Source organism: Streptomyces sp. NPDC054786 (assembly GCF_053611685.1).
Window position 1 is genome coordinate 21,342 of sequence record NZ_JBSHAW010000062.1, and the last position, 16,370, is coordinate 37,711.

General features: G+C 70.8%; 12 protein-coding genes. 3 read left to right on the forward strand and 9 right to left on the reverse strand.

Going from position 1 to position 16,370, the window contains the following annotated elements; all coding sequences use genetic code 11:
- The first annotated feature begins 125 nt into the window (after positions 1-125).
- Positions 126-1,799: an L-lactate permease gene (locus tag ACWGI6_RS35135; RefSeq protein WP_453271258.1), complete on the forward strand. Its 1,674-nt coding sequence runs from the start codon at positions 126-128 to the stop codon at positions 1,797-1,799.
- 118 nt (positions 1,800-1,917) lie between these two features.
- Here the strand turns inward: ACWGI6_RS35135 and ACWGI6_RS35140 are convergent, their stop codons facing one another.
- From ACWGI6_RS35140 to ACWGI6_RS35180, 9 genes are all read right to left on the reverse strand, one after another.
- Positions 1,918-2,718, reverse strand: a complete 801-nt coding sequence (locus tag ACWGI6_RS35140) for a FadR/GntR family transcriptional regulator (RefSeq protein ID WP_453271259.1) — start codon at positions 2,716-2,718, stop codon at positions 1,918-1,920.
- A gap of 201 nt (positions 2,719-2,919) precedes the next feature.
- Positions 2,920-4,476, reverse strand: coding sequence for a GMC family oxidoreductase (locus ACWGI6_RS35145; protein WP_453271260.1), 1,557 nt, complete (start codon positions 4,474-4,476; stop codon positions 2,920-2,922).
- A 20-nt stretch (positions 4,477-4,496) separates the two neighbouring features.
- Entirely contained in the window at positions 4,497-6,086 is a 1,590-nt protein-coding gene (locus ACWGI6_RS35150) for an APC family permease (RefSeq protein WP_453271261.1), read from the reverse strand.
- Positions 6,087-6,098: 12 nt separating this feature from the next.
- Positions 6,099-7,565 carry an aldehyde dehydrogenase family protein gene (locus ACWGI6_RS35155; protein ID WP_453271262.1) on the reverse strand — a complete coding sequence of 489 codons (1,467 nt, stop codon included), beginning with the start codon at positions 7,563-7,565 and terminating at the stop codon, positions 6,099-6,101.
- Complete coding sequence (locus ACWGI6_RS35160) at positions 7,558-8,730, reverse strand: aromatic ring-hydroxylating oxygenase subunit alpha (RefSeq protein ID WP_453271263.1); 1,173 nt, start codon at positions 8,728-8,730, stop codon at positions 7,558-7,560. Before ACWGI6_RS35160 ends, ACWGI6_RS35155 begins: the two co-directional genes overlap by 8 nt.
- A gap of 10 nt (positions 8,731-8,740) precedes the next feature.
- Positions 8,741-9,901: an N-methyl-L-tryptophan oxidase gene (solA, locus tag ACWGI6_RS35165; protein ID WP_453271264.1), complete on the reverse strand. Its 1,161-nt coding sequence runs from the start codon at positions 9,899-9,901 to the stop codon at positions 8,741-8,743.
- Between the two features lie 54 nt (positions 9,902-9,955).
- Positions 9,956-12,415, reverse strand: coding sequence for a GcvT family protein (locus tag ACWGI6_RS35170; protein ID WP_453271265.1), 2,460 nt, complete (start codon positions 12,413-12,415; stop codon positions 9,956-9,958).
- A gap of 47 nt (positions 12,416-12,462) precedes the next feature.
- A complete protein-coding gene (locus tag ACWGI6_RS35175) occupies positions 12,463-13,548 on the reverse strand; it encodes an S-(hydroxymethyl)mycothiol dehydrogenase (protein ID WP_393904374.1) in 1,086 nt (361 codons plus the stop codon).
- 188 nt (positions 13,549-13,736) lie between these two features.
- Positions 13,737-14,540, reverse strand: a complete 804-nt coding sequence (locus ACWGI6_RS35180) for an IclR family transcriptional regulator (protein ID WP_453271266.1) — start codon at positions 14,538-14,540, stop codon at positions 13,737-13,739.
- Positions 14,541-14,708: 168 nt separating this feature from the next.
- Between ACWGI6_RS35180 and ACWGI6_RS35185 the strand changes: the two genes are divergently transcribed.
- Positions 14,709-15,029, forward strand: coding sequence for a bifunctional 3-phenylpropionate/cinnamic acid dioxygenase ferredoxin subunit (locus ACWGI6_RS35185; RefSeq protein ID WP_453271267.1), 321 nt, complete (start codon positions 14,709-14,711; stop codon positions 15,027-15,029).
- A complete protein-coding gene (locus ACWGI6_RS35190; protein WP_453271268.1) occupies positions 15,026-16,198 on the forward strand; it encodes an NAD(P)/FAD-dependent oxidoreductase in 1,173 nt (390 codons plus the stop codon). Before ACWGI6_RS35185 ends, ACWGI6_RS35190 begins: the two co-directional genes overlap by 4 nt.
- Positions 16,199-16,370: the final 172 nt, after the last annotated feature.

Sequence of the window (16,370 nt, forward strand, 5' to 3'; positions counted from 1 at the left end):
ATTGACATGCGACATCTTCAGTGGGCTACTGAGGGCCGATTCGTCAGCCACAGGGCGCGCCGCGATCGCCGGGGACGGGACATCCGACAGGCCGGGCGGCGCGCAGAACTCGATGAGGAGACTCCGTGGCCACCACACCACCGGCCGCCCTGGCGGCCTACACCCCCGACGTGGCCGCCGTCGGGAACAGCCTCACCGCCACCGCACTGCTGGGTCTGGTCCCCCTGGCGACCTTCTTCCTGTTGCTGCTGGCGGCCAGACGCCCCGCGCTGCACTCCGCCCTCGGCGCCCTGCTGGCCGCGCTCCTCGTCGCGGTCCTCGGCTACGGGATGCCCTTGCAGCTCGGCGTCCTGTCCGCCACCCAGGGACTGGCCTTCGGCCTCTTCCCGGTGATGCTGATCGTCGTGTCGGCCATCTGGTTCTACGAACTCACCGTGGTCAGCAACCGTTTCGAGGATCTGCGCCGCTCCTTCAACTCCGTCGGCCGCGGCGATCTGCGCATCCAGGCCATGCTGATCGCGTTCTGCTTCGGCGGGCTCCTGGAGGCCCTCGCCGGGTTCGGCGCCCCGATCGCGATCACCGCCGCCATGCTGATGGCGCTCGGACTGCCGCGGCTCACCTCGGCCGTGGCGGTCCTGGTCGCCAACACCGCACCGGTCGCCTTCGGCGCCATGGCCATCCCCATCACCACCGCCGGCACCCTCACCGGCATACCGGCCGAGGACCTCGCCGGTGTCATCGGGCGCCAGAGCCCGCTGCTCGCCCTCTTCGTCCCGCAGCTTCTGCTCTTCATCGTCGACGGGCGACGCGGGCTGCGGCAGTTGTGGCCCATCGCCCTGGTCACCGGATCCGTCTTCGCCCTCGCCCAGTTCTGGTGCTCGGCCCACTTCGCGTACGAGCTCACCGATGTCGTCGCCGCGCTCGCCGCGTTCGGCGCCGCCGTGGTCATGCTGCGCTTCTGGTCCCCCTCGACGCCGGACGACCAGCGCTCCCAGGTCGAGGCCGAACCGCTGACCGGCCGCCGCGTCTCCTTCGCCGTCCTGCCGTACATCCTGGTGATCGCGGTCTTCGCCCTCGCCAAGCTCCACCTCGGCGGACTCGACATGCCCAAACTGCTCGGCGCCTGCACCCTCCAGCTCAACTGGCCCGGCCTGTACGGCAATCTCCTCGCCGCCGACGGCTCCCCCGCGGCCGGCGCGGTCTACAAGCTGGAGGTCCTGAGCAATCCGGGCTCCCTGCTCATCCTCTCCGGCCTCCTCGTGATGCTGATCTACAGCCGCGCGAAGGACTCCGACCGCTTCCCGATGAGCACACGCATGGGCCTGTCGTGCGCCGGGCGCACCGTGCGGAACATGCGGATCGCCATTGCCACGGTCGCCACCGTGCTGGCACTGAGCTACGTCATGAACCAGTCGGGACAGACCCTCGCCATCGGCACCTGGCTCGCCGCCACCGGCGGATTCTTCGCCGTGCTCTCCCCGGTTCTCGGCTGGCTCGGCACCGCCGTCACCGGCTCGGACACCTCGTCGAACGCGCTGTTCGCCACGCTCCAGCAGACCGCGGGAAAGGCTGCAGGCATCGACCCGACCCTGCTGGTGGCCGCCAACACCACGGGCGGCGTCGTCGGCAAGCTCATCAGCCCGCAGAACCTGACCATCGCGGCGACCGCGGTGGATCAGCCCGGCACCGAGCGGATCCTGCTGCGCAAGGTCGCCGGATACAGCGTCGCGATGCTGGCGGTCCTGTGCGTACTGGTCTCTCTGCAGTCGCTGCCGGTGCTGTCCTGGATGCTGCCGTAGGGGTGGGGGAGGGACGGGCCGTCACCCCGTCCCTCCCCCACCGGCGAGATTTCCGCGCCCGCCCCATGGGGGGCCGGACTCCGGTCCGCCTCAACCCCAGCTCTGCCTCGGTTTCCGCCTACCGGTCTGCGGCCTCGGCCCGGTCTTCCCGGCCCGCCTCGCCGTCCTGGTCCGCCTGGTCCGCCTGGCCCGCCGGTGGCTTCTCGTCGACCAACGTGCCGTGGAAGCCACGGATATGTGCCTCGACCAGGTCGGCGGCCTTCGCGCCCTTGCCCGCACGCACCAGACGCAGCAGTTCGGTGTGCTCGGCGTTCAGCGCACCCGCCGTGGCCGGCCAGTCCTCCGCCGTCTCCAGCGCCTGCAGGATCAGCGGACGCACCGATTCCCGCACGGCCGAGGTAAGGGTGGAGGTGAGCTGATTGCCCGAGCTACGGGCGATGGCGACATGGAACCGGGTGTCCAGGTCGTTGAAATCGGCGACCGCCACCTCGGGCTCCTGCATGCGCACCAGGAGCGCTTCGGCCTCGTCGAGATCCTCCGCCGAGGCGCGCTCAGCGGCCGCCTCGAAACTGGAACGCTCCAGCACCACCCGGGCCTCCAGCACGTCCTGCAGACGGTAGCTGCCCAGAGCGAAGTGCAGGCGCAGCAGCCGGCCCAACGCGTCGTCCGGGTTCCGTACGATCCGCGCCCCGGCGTCCGGCCCCCGGCCCGCCTGCGCGACCAGCACCCCGATCGTCTCCAGCACCCGCAGCGCCTCGCGCAGCGCGGAACGGCTGACACCGAGAACCGGTGCCAGCTCGCGCTCGGGCGGCAATCGGTCCCCGGCCTTGAGCTCTCCCGAGAGCACCCGCTCCTCGATGCGCTCCAGCACGAGCTCATGTGTGCGCGACTGCCGCACAGGTCGCCATTCGGCAGACATCCACCACTCCCCGGCTCGGCCCTCATGCTCCCTTGCAAAAACTATGTCACACAGGGCGTGTGGTCGGACCATACGGACCGAGCTCGGGGTGGCTGCTCTCCCGCCCCGCCCGGGGGCACGGGCGCAGGCGCGGCTTCGACGAGGCTCGGGGGACACCGGTTGCGCTCCGCCGCCCCCAGAACGGTCACCCCGCCGCCGGACTCACCCCGCGTCCTCCCGGAGCAGGTCGGCGCACTTCTCGCCGATCATCATGGTGGTGATGCACGGATTGACGGTGACCAGCTCCGGCATCACCGAACCGTCGGCGACCCGCAGGCCCGTGACGCCCTTGACCCGCAGCCGGGCGTCCAACGGCGCCATGGCGTCGTCGTCGGCGCCCATCTTCACCGTCGAGGAGGGGTGGTAGACGGTGTTGTGGGTGGTGCGGATGTAGTCGAACAGCTCGTCGTCGGTGCGTACGTCGGGGCCGGGGGCCAGCTCCGCGCCCGCCCAGTCCGCCAGCGCGGGCCGGGCGGCGATCTCGCGGGCCAGGCGCAGGCCGTGGGTCATGACGCGGATGTCGTGTTCGTGGGTGAAGTAGCGCGGGTCGACCTTGGGCTTGTCGCGGAAGTCGCGGGTGCGCAGCCGGACCGTGCCGCGGGAGCGGGCCCGGGTGACGTTCGGCGTGAGGCAGAAGGCGTTCTCGGACGTGGGGTAGCCGTAGCGGGCGGTGTTCATGTCGAAGGGCACGGAGCCGTAGTGGAACATCAGGTCCGGGCGGTCGAGGCCGGGCTCGGTGTCGGCGAAGATGCCGATCTCCCACCACTGGTTGGAGGTGGTCACCATGGGCCGCCTGGCCTCCCACATGATGACGCCCTCGGGGTGGTCCTGGAGGTTCTCCCCGACGCCCGGGGAGTGTACGAGGACGTCCACGCCGACCTCGCGCAGCTGCTCGGCGGGCCCGATGCCGGAGAGCATCAGCAGCTTGGGGGTGTCGATCGAGCCACAGGAGACGATGGTCTCGCGGCGGCTCGTCACCGTACGGGTGTGGATCAGATCCGGGTCGAGATACTCCGCTCCGGTGCACCGGCGGTCGGCGTCGATCAGCAGGCGTTTGGCGCGCACTCCGGTGCGGACGGTGAGATTGGGCCGCTTGCCCATGATCGGGTGGAGGTACGCCACGGAGGAGGACTGGCGGGTGTTGTTCTCGTCCGAGTTGATCTGGAACCAGTGGGCGCCGCGGAGCACCGTCGTGCCGGTGTTGAACGGCGTGGTGGGGATGCCGTGTTGGGCGCAGGCCGCCAGCAGGGCGGTGCCGCAGGGGTCCGCGCCCTTGACCGTGCGCAGGGTGACCGGTCCCGAGCGGCCGTGGTGGTCGCCCGGCGCGTCATTGCTCTCCAGCCGCCGGTAGAGGGGAAAGGTGTCGCGGGCACCCCAGCCCGTGCAGCCGGCCGCTTCCCAGGCGTCGAGGTCCTCGGCCGGCGCCCAGAAGGCGATACAGGAGTTGTGCGAGGAGCAGCCGCCGAGCACCTTGGCGCGGGCGTGCCGCATATAGCTGTTGCCGTTCTCCTGCGGCTCGACCGGGTAGTCCCAGTCGTAGCCGGACTCCAGCAGCCCCATCCAGCGGTCCAGGCGCAGCACGTTGTCGTCGCCGACGTCGGAGGGCCCGGCTTCCAGGAGGCAGACGGTGACGGTGGGGTCTTCGCTGAGCCGGGCGGCCACGACGTTCCCGGCGGTACCGCCGCCGACGATCACATAGTCGAACTCTTCAGTGGGCATGGGGAGTTGTCCTCCTTGGATCAGTCGTGCGCCGTGACGGTGACGGGAGTGCCGCTGGCGGCGGGGGTTTCGGCGGTGGCCGGCTGCGCGGCGTGTTCGGCCAGCACGCCGGTGCGATGGCGCTGGACGCACCAGTAGTACGCAAAGCCGCCGGCCGCGACCGCGCCCACGAACAGGACCGCCCCCCAGCGCAGATACCAGTGGTGCGGCGGTGTGGCGTTGTAGACCACGTCCCGGGGCCAGGCGAGGTTGACGATCATTCCGGCGCCCCAGAGGACGGCGAGGAGGTTGACCGGCAGGCCCCAGCGGCCCAGGGTGAACCGGCCGCCGCCGGCCGGCACCCATCGGCCGCGCAGCCTGGCCACCAGCATCGGCCCGGTGACCAGCAGATAGGCGAGGTAGATCATGATGATGCCGATGCTGGTCACCACCGAGAAGATCTGCGGCTGGCGGATGTTGATGAGCAGCACGCCCAGTGAGAGCACCCCCACGATGACCGCGGGCAGGACCGGGGTCTTGAAGCGCGGGCTGACCTTGGCCATCAGCGAGGCGGCGGGCAGGTTGTTGTCGCGGGACATGGCGAACGCGAGCCGGATGGCGGCGGTGTGCACGGCCAGCGCGCAGACGGTGACCGCGATCAGTACGCACCACAGCATGGCCTTGCCGACCGTGTCACCGAGCACGTCCAGGACGACGTACTGGAGGCCGTCGGTGGTCAGCCCCTTACCCGTCAGACTGCGCACGCTCATCATGGCGAGCAGCAGGATCAGCCCGCCGAGCGCGAAGGAGGCGATCAGCGCCCGGAGGATGGCCCGGGGTGCGTTGCGGGACGGGTCGAGGCTCTCCTCGCCGAGCGAGGCCGCGGTGTCGAAGCCGTACATGACGTACGCGGAGGCCAGCGAGGCGGCGAGGAAGGCGCCCAGGTAGCCGGCGTGCTGCCCGGCGCCGGCGTGGTGGGTCTGCAGCACCACGTCCGGGCCGCGCACCACATGGACGGCGAACAGCACGATCAGCACGACGGTGGCGACCAGTTCGATGAAGACGCCCGCGGTGTTGATCCGGGCCATGAGCTTGACGCCGAAGGCGTTGACCAGGGTGGTGAACAGGATCAGCACCGCGGCGAGCACGACGCCGTTGGTGGCGGTGTCGTAGGTGCCGGTGCCGTCGCCGATGAGCTGGAAGTCCGCGGAGATCTTCGGCAGGGTCAGCTGATAGGCGAGCGCCACCGCGGCGAGCGAGACGATCGAGGCGACCAGCATCATCCAGCCGGCCAGCCAGCCGATGTGCGGATTGCCGAGTTTCTTGGCCCAGTTGTAGACCGAGCCGGCGACGGGGTGGCGGGCGGCCAGCTCGGCGAAGGACAGCGCGATCATCAGCTGGCCGGCGAAGACCATCGGCCAGGACCACCAGTAGGCGGGGCCGCCGATCCCGTAGCCGAAGTAGAAGAGCTGGAAAGTGCCGGTGAGGATGGAGATATAGCTGATGCCGGCGGCGAAGGTGTGGAAGTTTCCCAGGGTGCGTTTGAGTTCGGGGCGGTAGCCGAATTCGGCGAGTTCCGTGTCGTCCTGCGTCCCGTCCTTCGGTGACGCTTCGTCAGATGCAGCAGTCACAAGCCTTCCTCCTCAGTCGAACCAGTGCAGCGGCGCGGGAGCGGTGTTGCGCCAGATGTGTTTGATCTCCCGGTACTCCGCCAGGCCGCTGGGACCGAGTTCCCGGCCGGTCCCGGACTGCTTGAATCCGCCCCACTCCGCCTGCGGGAGATAGGGGTGGTAGTCGTTGATCCACACGGTGCCCAGGCGCAGCGCGGAGCTGACCCGGTCGGCCCTGGCCTGGTCGGTGGTCCAGACGGCACCGGCCAGCCCGTAGACGGTGTCGTTGGCGAGCCGTACCGCTTCGTCCTCGTCGGTGAAGCGCTCGACGGTCAGGACCGGTCCGAAGGACTCGTCGCGCACCACGGACATGGCGCCGTGACACTCGTCGAGCACCGTCGGCAAGTAGTAGTACCCGTCGGCGAGTCCGGGGGCGTCGGGCCGGGCGCCACCGCAGCGCAGTACGGCGCCCTCGGCGAGCCCGGCGGCGACATAGGCCTCGACCTTGGCCCGGTGCGCGGCCGAGATCAGCGGTCCGGTGCGGGCCCGGTCGTCGAAGGGGCCGCCGAGCCGGATGAGCCGGGCCCGGCGCACCACCTCGTCGACGAAGCGGTCGTGCAGCGCGTCCTCGACCAGCAGGCGGGCGCCCGCTGAGCAGACCTGGCCGGAGTGGAGGAAGACTGCCGTCAGGGCGTGGTCGACGGCGGTCTCGAAATCGGCGTCGGCGAAGACGATGTTGGGGTTCTTGCCGCCGAGTTCGAGGGCGACGCGTTTGACGGTGCCGGCCGCGGCCGCCATGATCCGCCGCCCGGTGAGCAGCCCTCCGGTGAAGGACACCATGTCCACGTCGGGGTGGTCGGCGAGCGGGGCGCCGGCCTCCGGGCCGGTGCCCAGGACGAGGTTGGCGACGCCGTCGGGCAGCCCGGCTTCCTGCAGCAGGCGGATCAGCGCGATCGCGGTGTGCGGGGTGAGTTCGCTGGGCTTGAGGACGAAGGTGTTGCCGGCGGCGAGCGCCGGGGCGACCTTCCATGCGGTCTGCAGCAGCGGATAGTTCCACGGCGTGATCAGGGCGCAGACCCCGACCGGTTCCTGGATGATGCGGCTGTCGACCCCGGGTGCGCCCGCGTCGACCACCCGGCCGTCCTCGGTACCGGCCAGCCGCCCGAAGTAGCGGAAGCAGGCGGCGATGTCGTCGATATCGGCTTCGCTCTCGACCAGGCGTTTGCCGGTGTCGAGGGACTCGGCGCGGGCCAGCGCCGGCTTGTCACGGAGGAGCAGCCCGGCGACGCGCAGCAGCAGATCGCCGCGCTCGGCGTCCGGGGTGTGCCGCCAGGGGCCCTCGTCGAAGGCGCGCCGGGCGGCGGCGACCGCGTCCAGGGCGTCCTTGCCGCCGCCCTCGTCGACGACCGCGACCAGGCTGCCGTCGGCGGGACAGCGGATCTCCCGGGTCCGCTCGGCGAGCGCGGCCCGCCAGCGGCCGGCGATGAACAGATCAGGCACGCTCGCCCTCCAGGCAGTCGGTGACCCAGTGGTGGAAGGCGCCGATGTGGTGCTCGCTGGGCACCAGCACCCCGCCGGCGCGGTAGGCGCGGGAGCTCATGGCGGGCTGGGTGCGCTCACAGGCCTCGAAGTCCTGGGCGTTGACCCGGTGGAAGAGCTCGACGGACTTGGAGATGTCGGCGCCGGAGTCGACGACCTCGGGCAGATACAGCCAGTCGCACTCGACGACGGTGTGGTCGGGGGCCATCGGGAACATCCGGTGGACGATGACATGGTCCGGGACGAGGTTGACGAACACCTGCGGCCGGACGGTGATCGCGTAGTAGCGGCGGTCCTGGGTGTCCTCGATGCCGGGGAGCCGGCCGAAGCCCTCGGTGCCGTCCACGGTGAATCCGGTGGCTTCCTCGGAGAAGGCCGCGCCGTGGCCGACGTAGTACTGGGCGGCGAGGCCGTCGGCGAACTCCGGGAGAATCTCGGTGAGTTCGGGGTGGATGGTGCCGCAGTGGTAGCACTCCATGAAGTTCTCGATGATGAGCTTCCAGTTGGCGCGCACGTCATAGGTGACGCGCTTGCCGAGGGCGAGCCCTTCGGTGCGGTAGCGGTCGAGGGAGGCGGCGTCGCCCAGCCGCTCGACGGCCGCGCCGATCACGGTGTCCTCGAAGGACGGCGGCTCGTCGGCCAGGCACACCCAGGCGTAGCCGAGCCACTCGCGGAGCGGGACGGTGACCAGACCGCGTTCGGTGCGGTCGATGTCCGGCATCTTCTGCAGGTTGGGGGCGGCCACCAGACGGCCGTCGAGGTCGTAGGTCCAGGCGTGGTAGGGGCACTGGAGGTTGCGGCGGACCTCGCCGGATTCCTCGGTGCACAGCTGCGCGCCGCGGTGCCGGCAGATGTTGAGGAAGGCGCGCAGCCGGCCGGCCCGGTTGCGGGTGATCAGTACGCTCTCCCGGCCGATCCGGACCGTACGGAAGGCGCCGGGCTTTTCCAGGTCGGCGCTGCGCACCGCGCAGAACCACAGCCGCTCGAAGATCTTCTCCTGCTCCTGGCGGAAGATCCCTGGGTCGGTGTAGTAGTGGCCGGCGAGGGTGGCGATCAGGCTCGGGGAGCCGCCGGCCGCGGCCGTGGTGGCGGTGGCCGGCGAGGACTCGGTGTGGGTGGTCGTCATGGCGGTCTCCTCAAGCGGCCGCGGCGGCGGGCCGGCGGGGGTCGAACAGCTCGATGGGGTGCGCGGTGGCCCCGGTCAGCGCGAGATCGGCGACGATCTCGCCGACCACGGGGACGAACTTGAAGCCGTGTCCGGAGAATCCGCAGGCGACGGTCACGGTCTCCGGATGTGCGGGGTGCCGGGTGATCACGAAGTGCTCGTCAGGGGTGTTGGAGTACATGCAGGTGGCGGCCTTGAGGAAGCGGCCGGGGAGGGCGGGGATACGGGGGCTCATCTGGTCGGCCATGGCACTTACCTCGTGGTCGTGCACGGTGCGTTCGATGGTCTCCGGTGTGCAGACGGTGCCCTTGCGGAAGAACGCGACCTTGGCGCCGCCGTCGGGGCCGTCGATCGACGGGAAGCCGTAGATCTGGACGCCCCGGTCGTCCTCCCAGATATAGATCGGGTGCCGCTCGGGGACGAAGGGCGCGGTGCCGCCGTCGGGGGCGAACCAGTACATGACCTGCCGTTCGATGGTGAACGGCACCCCCAGGTCGGTGAGCAGCTGGGGCGCCCAGGCTCCCGGGCAGATCACCAACTGGCCTGCGGTGTAGGTGTTCTCGGGGGTGTGGACGCGGACCCCGGAGCCGCCGGGCAGCTCCTCCCAGCGGGTGACCGGTTCCTCGAAGTGCAGCTCGGCACCGTCCTGGGTGGCGAGCTGCACATGCGCGGCGACGGTGTACTCCGGCCGGACCAGGCCGGCCCGCGCCTCGTAAAGCGCGACCTCGTCGTCGGCGGGGGTGAGGGTCGGGAAGCGGCGTCGGATCTCCTTGGGGTCGAGCATCTCGTGCGGGAGGTCCCATTGGCGGGCGGATTCCAGACTGCCGCTGACGGTACGGCTGTCGGGGCGGCCGATCATCACCCCGCCGCAGAGGGTGGCGATCTCGCGGCCGGTGTCCCGCTCCAGCTTCTCGTAGAGCTCGTAGGAGCGCAGCAGCAGCGGTACGTAGGCGGGGTCCTCGAAGTAGGACTGCCGGGTGATACGGGAACCACCGTGGCTGGAGCCGCGGTTGTGCACCGGACCGAACTTCTCCAGGCCCAGGACCCGGGCGCCGCGGGCGGCGAGATGGTGGGCGGCGGCGCTGCCCATGCCGCCGAGGCCGAGGACGATGACGTCGTAGGTGGGAGCCATGCGGTTGCTCCTTCTGCGTACGGAGGACGAGCGGACCACCGGTGGGACAGGGGTCTACCTGCGGATGCGCTCCATCTGCGGGTCGAAGAGGGGCTCTTGGGCGACGGTCGCGGGGATCTTCTCGCCGAAGTACTCGATGTGGACGGCGGTGCCGGGGGCCGCCGCGGTGGCCGGCAGCCAGGCGTAGGCGATACCCCGGCCGAGGGTGTAGCCGTAGGCGGCGGAGGTGACATAGCCGGCCGGGACGCCGTCGACGTACACCGGTTCCTTGCCGAGGACGACGGCATCGGGGTCGTCGAGGGTGAGACAGCTGAGCTTGCGCGCCGAGGTCTCCTCGCTCAGGCCCTCCAGTGCTTCCCGGCCCAGGAAGTCGCCCTTGGCGGGGCGGACGGCGAAGCCGACACCGGCCTCGTACGGGTGGTGCTCGGTGGTCATGTCATGGCCCCAGGAGCGGTACCCCTTCTCCAGGCGAAGGCTGTTGAAGGCGCTGCGCCCGGCGGCGATCACCCCGTGCTCCCGGCCCGCCTCCCAGAGCGTGTCCCACAGACGCAGCCCCAGGTCGGCGGTGGTGTACAGCTCCCAGCCGAGTTCGCCGACATAGCTCAGGCGCATCGCGGTGACCGGGACATGGCCGAGGTAGGTCTGCTTGGCTCTGAAGTAGCCGAAGGCCTGGTGGGAGAAGTCGTCGCGGGTGAGCGGCTGGACCAGCTCGCGGGCGAGCGGACCCCAGACGCCGATGCAGCAGGTCCCGGAGGTGATGTCGCGGACCTGGACCCCCTCATCGGGGGCGTGCCGCAGCAGCCAGTCGAGGTCGGATCCGCTGTTGGCGCCGACCTGGAAACGGTCCGGGGCGAGCCGGGCGACGGTGAGGTCGGAGCGGATGCCGCCGGTCTCGTCCAGGAGCAGGGTGTAGGTGACCGCGCCCGGCTTCTTCGCGAGGTTGTTGCTGGTCATGCGCTGGAGGAAGGCGAGGGCGCCGGGCCCGGTGACCTCCAGCCTGCGCAGCGGGGTCATGTCGTACAGGGCGACCCTCTCGCGGGTGGCCTTGGCCTCGGCGGCGGCGATCGGCGACCAGAAACGCGCCGACCAGGCGTCCCGCTCGGGGAGCCGGAGCCCCTCCGCGAGCGGGGCGTTGGCCTCGTACCAGTGCGGGCGCTCCCAGCCGCCGCCCTCCAGGAAGTACGCACCGAGCTCCTGCTGCCGTGGGTAGAAGGGGCTGGTGCGCAGCGGCCGCGGCTGCTCCATGGGCTGCAGCGGGTGGATGACGTCATAGACCTCGATGAAGCTCTGGGCGCCGCGGTCGGCGATATAGCCGGGCGAGCGCTGGGCGTCCTCGAAGCGGTAGAGGTCGCATTCGTGGATGTCGACGGCGGGCCGGCCGTCGGTCATCCACTCGGCGACGGCCTTGGCGACGCCCGCGGAGTGGGTGACCCAGACCGCCTCGGCGAGCCAGAATCCGCGCAGTTCGCGGGATTCGCCGAGGACCGGCATACCGTCCGGGGTGAAGGAGAAGACACCGTTGAAGCCCTCGGCCACCCGCGAGGCGCCCAGCGTGGGCAGCAGCCCGACGCTGTCCTGCCAGCTCGGCGCGAAGTCGTCCTCGGTGAAGGGCAGCGAGGAGGGCATCACGGGCGCCTCGTCGAAGGCCGGGACGGTGAAGGGGTCGACGGGCATCGGGCGGTGGGCGTAGGAGCCGATGCCGATGCGGTCGGTGTGCTCGCGGAAGTAGAGGTCGCGGTCCTGGAAGCGCAGGATCGGCTTGCTCGCCTGGGTACGGGGGTCGTTGACGCCGTCGAGTTCGGGCAGCGGCTCGGTGGTGGCGTACTGGTGGGCCAGTGGCAGCAGCGGTACGTCCACCCCGGCCATGGCTCCGATCACCGGGCCCCAGAAACCGGCGGCCGAGACGACATGGTCGGCGGGGAAGGTGCCGCGGTCGGTGACGACGCCGGTGACGCGGCCGTCCTCCCGCTCGATTCCGGTGACGGTGTGCCGCTCCAGGAAGCGGGCGCCGCGGCTCTCGGCACGGGTGATCTGGGCGCGGCAGGCGAGCACCGCGCGGGCCAGGCCGTCGTCGGCGGTGTGGAAGCCGCCGTAGAGCTTGGTCTCGTCCAGCATGGGCCACAGTTGCTTGCACTGCTGTGGGGTGAGCAGTTCACCGCGTACGCCCCAGGAGGCCGCGAGCCCGGCCTTGCGGTGCAGATCGGCCCAGCGGGCCTCGGTGGTGGCGATCTCCAGGCCGCCGACCGGGTGGAAGCAGGGCAGTCCGTCCACGTCGAGGGAGCCGAACTTCTGGACGGTGTAGGCGGCGAACTCGGTCATGGTCTTGGACGGTCCGGTCTGGAAGACCAGGCCGGGTGCGTGCGAGGTGGAGCCGCCGGGAGCCGGCAACGGGCCCTGTTCGAGGACGGTGACCTCGGTCCAGCCGCGGGCGGTCAGCTCGTCGGCGAGAGAGCAACCGACGATGCCGGCACCGATGACAACCACACGGGAACTGTTTGCGGGTGTGCGGGACATGACCCTCCTCCTGCTGGTCGGGGTGGTCTGCGGTGAGTGTGACGCCGTTACAGGACCACGACGGAGCGCAGGACCCGCCCGTCGCGCATCTTGTCGAACGCGGATTCCACCTCGTCCAGGGCGATCGTCTCGGTGACGAAGCCGTCCAGGTCGAGCCGTCCGCTGAGGTAGCGGTCGATGAGCACGGGGAAGTCGCGGCTGGGCAGGCAGTCGCCGTACCAGGAGGACTTCAGGGCGCCGCCACGCGAGAAGAGATCGATGAGCGGCAGCTCGATGCGCATGTCCGGGTCGGGGACGCCGACCTGGACCAGGGTCCCGGCCAGATCACGCATGTAAAAGCCCTGGGCGTAGGTCTCCGGCCGGCCGACCGCGTCGATCACCACATCCGCGCCGTGGCCGCCGGTCAGTCCGCGGACCGCCTCGATGGGGTCCGTGCCACGGGAGTTGACGGTGTGGGTGGCGCCGAAGCGGGTGGCGCCGTCCAGCTTCCGGTCGTCGATGTCGACCGCGATGACCCGGCGGGCGCCGGCGATCGAGGCGCCGGCGATCGCCGCGTTGCCCACCCCGCCACAGCCGATGACGGCGACGGTGTCACCGCTGCCCACCGCGCCGGTGTGCACGGCCGCGCCGTACCCCGCCATCACTCCGCAGCCGATGAGACCGGCGGCTTCGGGGCGGGCGTTGGGGTCGACCTTGACCGCCTGTCCGGCGGCGACCAGGGTCTTCTCGGCGAAGGCTCCGATGCCGAGCGCGGGGGCGAGCGGGGTGCCGTCCTGCAGGGTCATCGGCTGGGTGGCATTGCCGGAGTCGAAGCAGTACCAGGGCCGTCCGCGGCGACAGGACCGGCAGTTGCCGCAGGGCGCCCGCCAGGCGAGGACGACGTAGTCACCGGGGGCGAGACCGGTGACACCGGGGCCGACCGCCTCGATGACACCGGCCGCCTCATGGCCGAGCAGGAAGGGGAATGCGTCGTTGATCGCGCCGTCCCGGTAGTGCAGATCGGTGTGGCAGACCCCGCAGGCCTGCACGGCGACGAGCACTTCTCCCGGGCCGGGATCCGGCACCAGAATCGTCTGCAGCTCGACCGGTGCGCCTTGTTTCGCCGCGACGACGGCACGGACTTCGTGTGGCATGCCCTACCCCTCAGTGTTGCGCAGTGCACGACTGGTTGCGCGATGAGAGACATAGTGGGAACGCCGGATCGGCAGCGTCAAGGGGTACGGGCCAGCTCTTGGTAAAGGACTTGTTACGCCCCTGGACACAGCCGCGGGGCCGGATCATCCGCTCCGGCCCCGCATGGATTCTCGCCCCCGTCACCAGGTCAACAGGCGTACCCCATCCGCCGCGACAGCTCCTCGGCAGCGGAAACGGTGCCCTTGACGACCTCGGGCAGCCGCTCGTCGTCCAGCCGGTAGGCGGGCACCGACACGCTGAGCGCCCCGATCACCGAGCCGTCGTGCGACCGCACCGGCGCCGCGACCGCGCGCAGCCCGAGCTCCAGTTCCTCGACCGCCACCGCGAAGCCACGCTCGACCACTGCGGCGAGCTCACGGCGCAACGCGGCGGGCGAGGTGACGGTCCGCTCGGTCAGCCGCGGCAACTTCCGTGCCAGCACGGCCTCCCGGACCGGGGCGGGCTGATAGGCGAGCAGCGCCTTGCCGCTGGAGGTGGCGTGCAGCGGCGTCCGCCGGCCGAGCCAGTTCTGTGCGGTGACCGACGCCGGGCCGCGTGCCTGCATGATGTTGACGGCGGCATCGCTCTCCAGCACCGCGATGTTGACCGTCTCCCCCAGCTCGTCGGCCAGCTCCCGGCAGACCTCCGCCCCCTCCTGCGAGATGTCCAGCCGAACGGCCGCCGCGCCGGCCAGCCACAGCACCCCGGCCCCGAGGAAGTACTTGCCGCGTTCCTGCTCCTGCCCGACCAGCCCGCGGTTCTCCAGCACGCCCAGCAGCCGGAACGCGGTCGACTTGTGGACGCCCAGCTCATCGGCGATCTCGGTCACCCCGGCCTCGCCGTGCCGCGCCAGGATTTCCAGTACGGTCACGGCCCGGTCCACCGACTGCACGGCGCTGCCCGGCCCTTTCGGCGGCTTGCCCTCCGCCCGCGCCTCCACGCTGTCCGTCATCTGTTGGATCTCACCACCTGGCAACCCGGCCGAGGCTCGGGTTTCGAAGGACCGGCAATTCCGGGGATCGCTTGACGCAGCCGCTCCCCATCTGGATTCTGTTGCGCATAGCGCTTCATCGTGCGCACCGCGAAACTCGATGATACCGAACAGTAACAGGGGGGTCCTGTGATTCCTGTCTGCCCTCTCGCCGACCTGCCGACAGGCGAGTCCGTACGCATCGACACCGCACCTCCGATCGCCGTCTTCAACGCCGACGGGCAGCTGTACGCCATCGACGACACCTGCACCCACCAGGACGCCTCGCTGTCGGACGGCTGGCTGGAAGGGTGTCTGGTCGAATGCCCGCTGCACGCCGCTTCATTCGATCTCCGCACCGGAGCGGCGACCTGCCTGCCCGCCCGCCGGGCCGTGCGCACCCACCCCGTGACCGTCGAGGACGGCATGATCTACATCCACCACGCCGCCGAGGAGGGCACCGCCGCATGAAGTCGGTCGCTGTCATCGGGGCCTCGCTGGCGGGCCTGTACGCCGCGCGGGCCCTGCGTTCCCAGGGATTCGACGGCCGCCTGGTGATCGTCGGGGACGAGTGCCACCGCCCCTACGACAGGCCCCCGCTGTCCAAGGACTTCCTCACCGGCGCCACCGCCGACCAGGGTCAACTGGCCCTGGCCGACGCCGAGGAGATCGCCGAGCTGGACGCCGAATGGCTGCTGGGCACCCGGGCCACCGGGCTCGACACCGGCGGGCGCACGGTGCTTCTCGACGGCGGCCGGACCCTGACCACCGACGGCGTGGTCCTCGCCACCGGCGCCACCCCACGCCTCCTGCCCGGCCCGGTACCCGCCGGAGCACACACCCTGCGCACCCTCGACGACGCCCAGGCGCTCCGCGCGGAACTGGCATCGGCGCCGGTCCGGGTCGTGGTGATCGGCGGCGGCTTCATCGGCGCCGAGGTCGCCTCGTCCTGTGCCACCCTCGGCCATGACGTCACCGTGGTCGAGGCCGCCCCGCTCCCGCTCGTCCCCCAACTCGGCAACACGATGGCCGAGATCTGCTCCGCCCTCCATGCGGACCACGGCGTCACGCTGCTCACCGGAACCGGCGTCGCCCGGCTGCACAGTGGCGGCCGCGAGAACCGCGTCACCGGCGTCGAGCTGACCGATGGCCGGCTGCTCCCCGCGGAGGTGGTCGTCATCGGCATCGGGGTACGCCCCCGCACCGACTGGCTGGCGGACTCCGGGCTGCCGCTCGACGACGGTGTGCTCTGCGACGCGGGCTGTGCCACCCCGCTGCCCGCCATCGTGGCCGTCGGCGACGTCGCCAGGGTGAACGGCGCCCGCGCCGAGCACTGGACCAGCGCCACCGAACAGGCCGCCGTCGCGGCGCAGAACCTGCTGGCCGGCAGCACCGTCGCCACCCACCGGAGCCTGCCGTACTTCTGGTCCGACCAGTACGGCGTACGCATCCAGTTCGCCGGCCGCCGGCTGCCGACCGACACCCCACGCATCCTCGAAGGCTCCCCCGACGACCGCAGGTTCCTCGCCTGTTACGAACGGGACGGGCGCACCACCGCGGTGCTCGCCCTCAACCGTCCGCGCCCCTTCATGCGACTCCGCCGCGAACTCGCCCGCGCCACCCAGCCGGCCACCACCTGACCTCCGCCCAGGAAGGCGCCGTCCCATGCCGCTTCCCGACAACTCCCGCTCTTTGCTGCACCGTTCGCTCCATGAGCTCGACCCCGACGTCGCCGCCGCCGTCGACGCCGAACTCCACCGCCAGCAGTCCACCCTCGAAATGATCGCCTCGGAGAACTTCGCCCCCGTCGCC

Excerpts from the sequence above, each read along its gene's own strand:
- ACWGI6_RS35140 (WP_453271259.1), bottom strand. The coding sequence starts at position 2,718 with ATGTCTGCCGAATGGCGACCTGTGCGGCAGTCGCGCACACATGAGCTC.
- ACWGI6_RS35145 (WP_453271260.1), bottom strand. The coding sequence starts at position 4,476 with ATGCCCACTGAAGAGTTCGACTATGTGATCGTCGGCGGCGGTACCGCC.
- ACWGI6_RS35160 (WP_453271263.1), bottom strand. The coding sequence starts at position 8,730 with ATGACGACCACCCACACCGAGTCCTCGCCGGCCACCGCCACCACGGCC.
- solA (WP_453271264.1), bottom strand. The coding sequence starts at position 9,901 with ATGGCTCCCACCTACGACGTCATCGTCCTCGGCCTCGGCGGCATGGGC.
- ACWGI6_RS35170 (WP_453271265.1), bottom strand. The coding sequence starts at position 12,415 with ATGTCCCGCACACCCGCAAACAGTTCCCGTGTGGTTGTCATCGGTGCC.
- ACWGI6_RS35175 (WP_393904374.1), bottom strand. The coding sequence starts at position 13,548 with ATGCCACACGAAGTCCGTGCCGTCGTCGCGGCGAAACAAGGCGCACCG.
- ACWGI6_RS35180 (WP_453271266.1), bottom strand. The coding sequence starts at position 14,540 with ATGACGGACAGCGTGGAGGCGCGGGCGGAGGGCAAGCCGCCGAAAGGG.
- ACWGI6_RS35190 (WP_453271268.1), top strand. The coding sequence starts at position 15,026 with ATGAAGTCGGTCGCTGTCATCGGGGCCTCGCTGGCGGGCCTGTACGCC.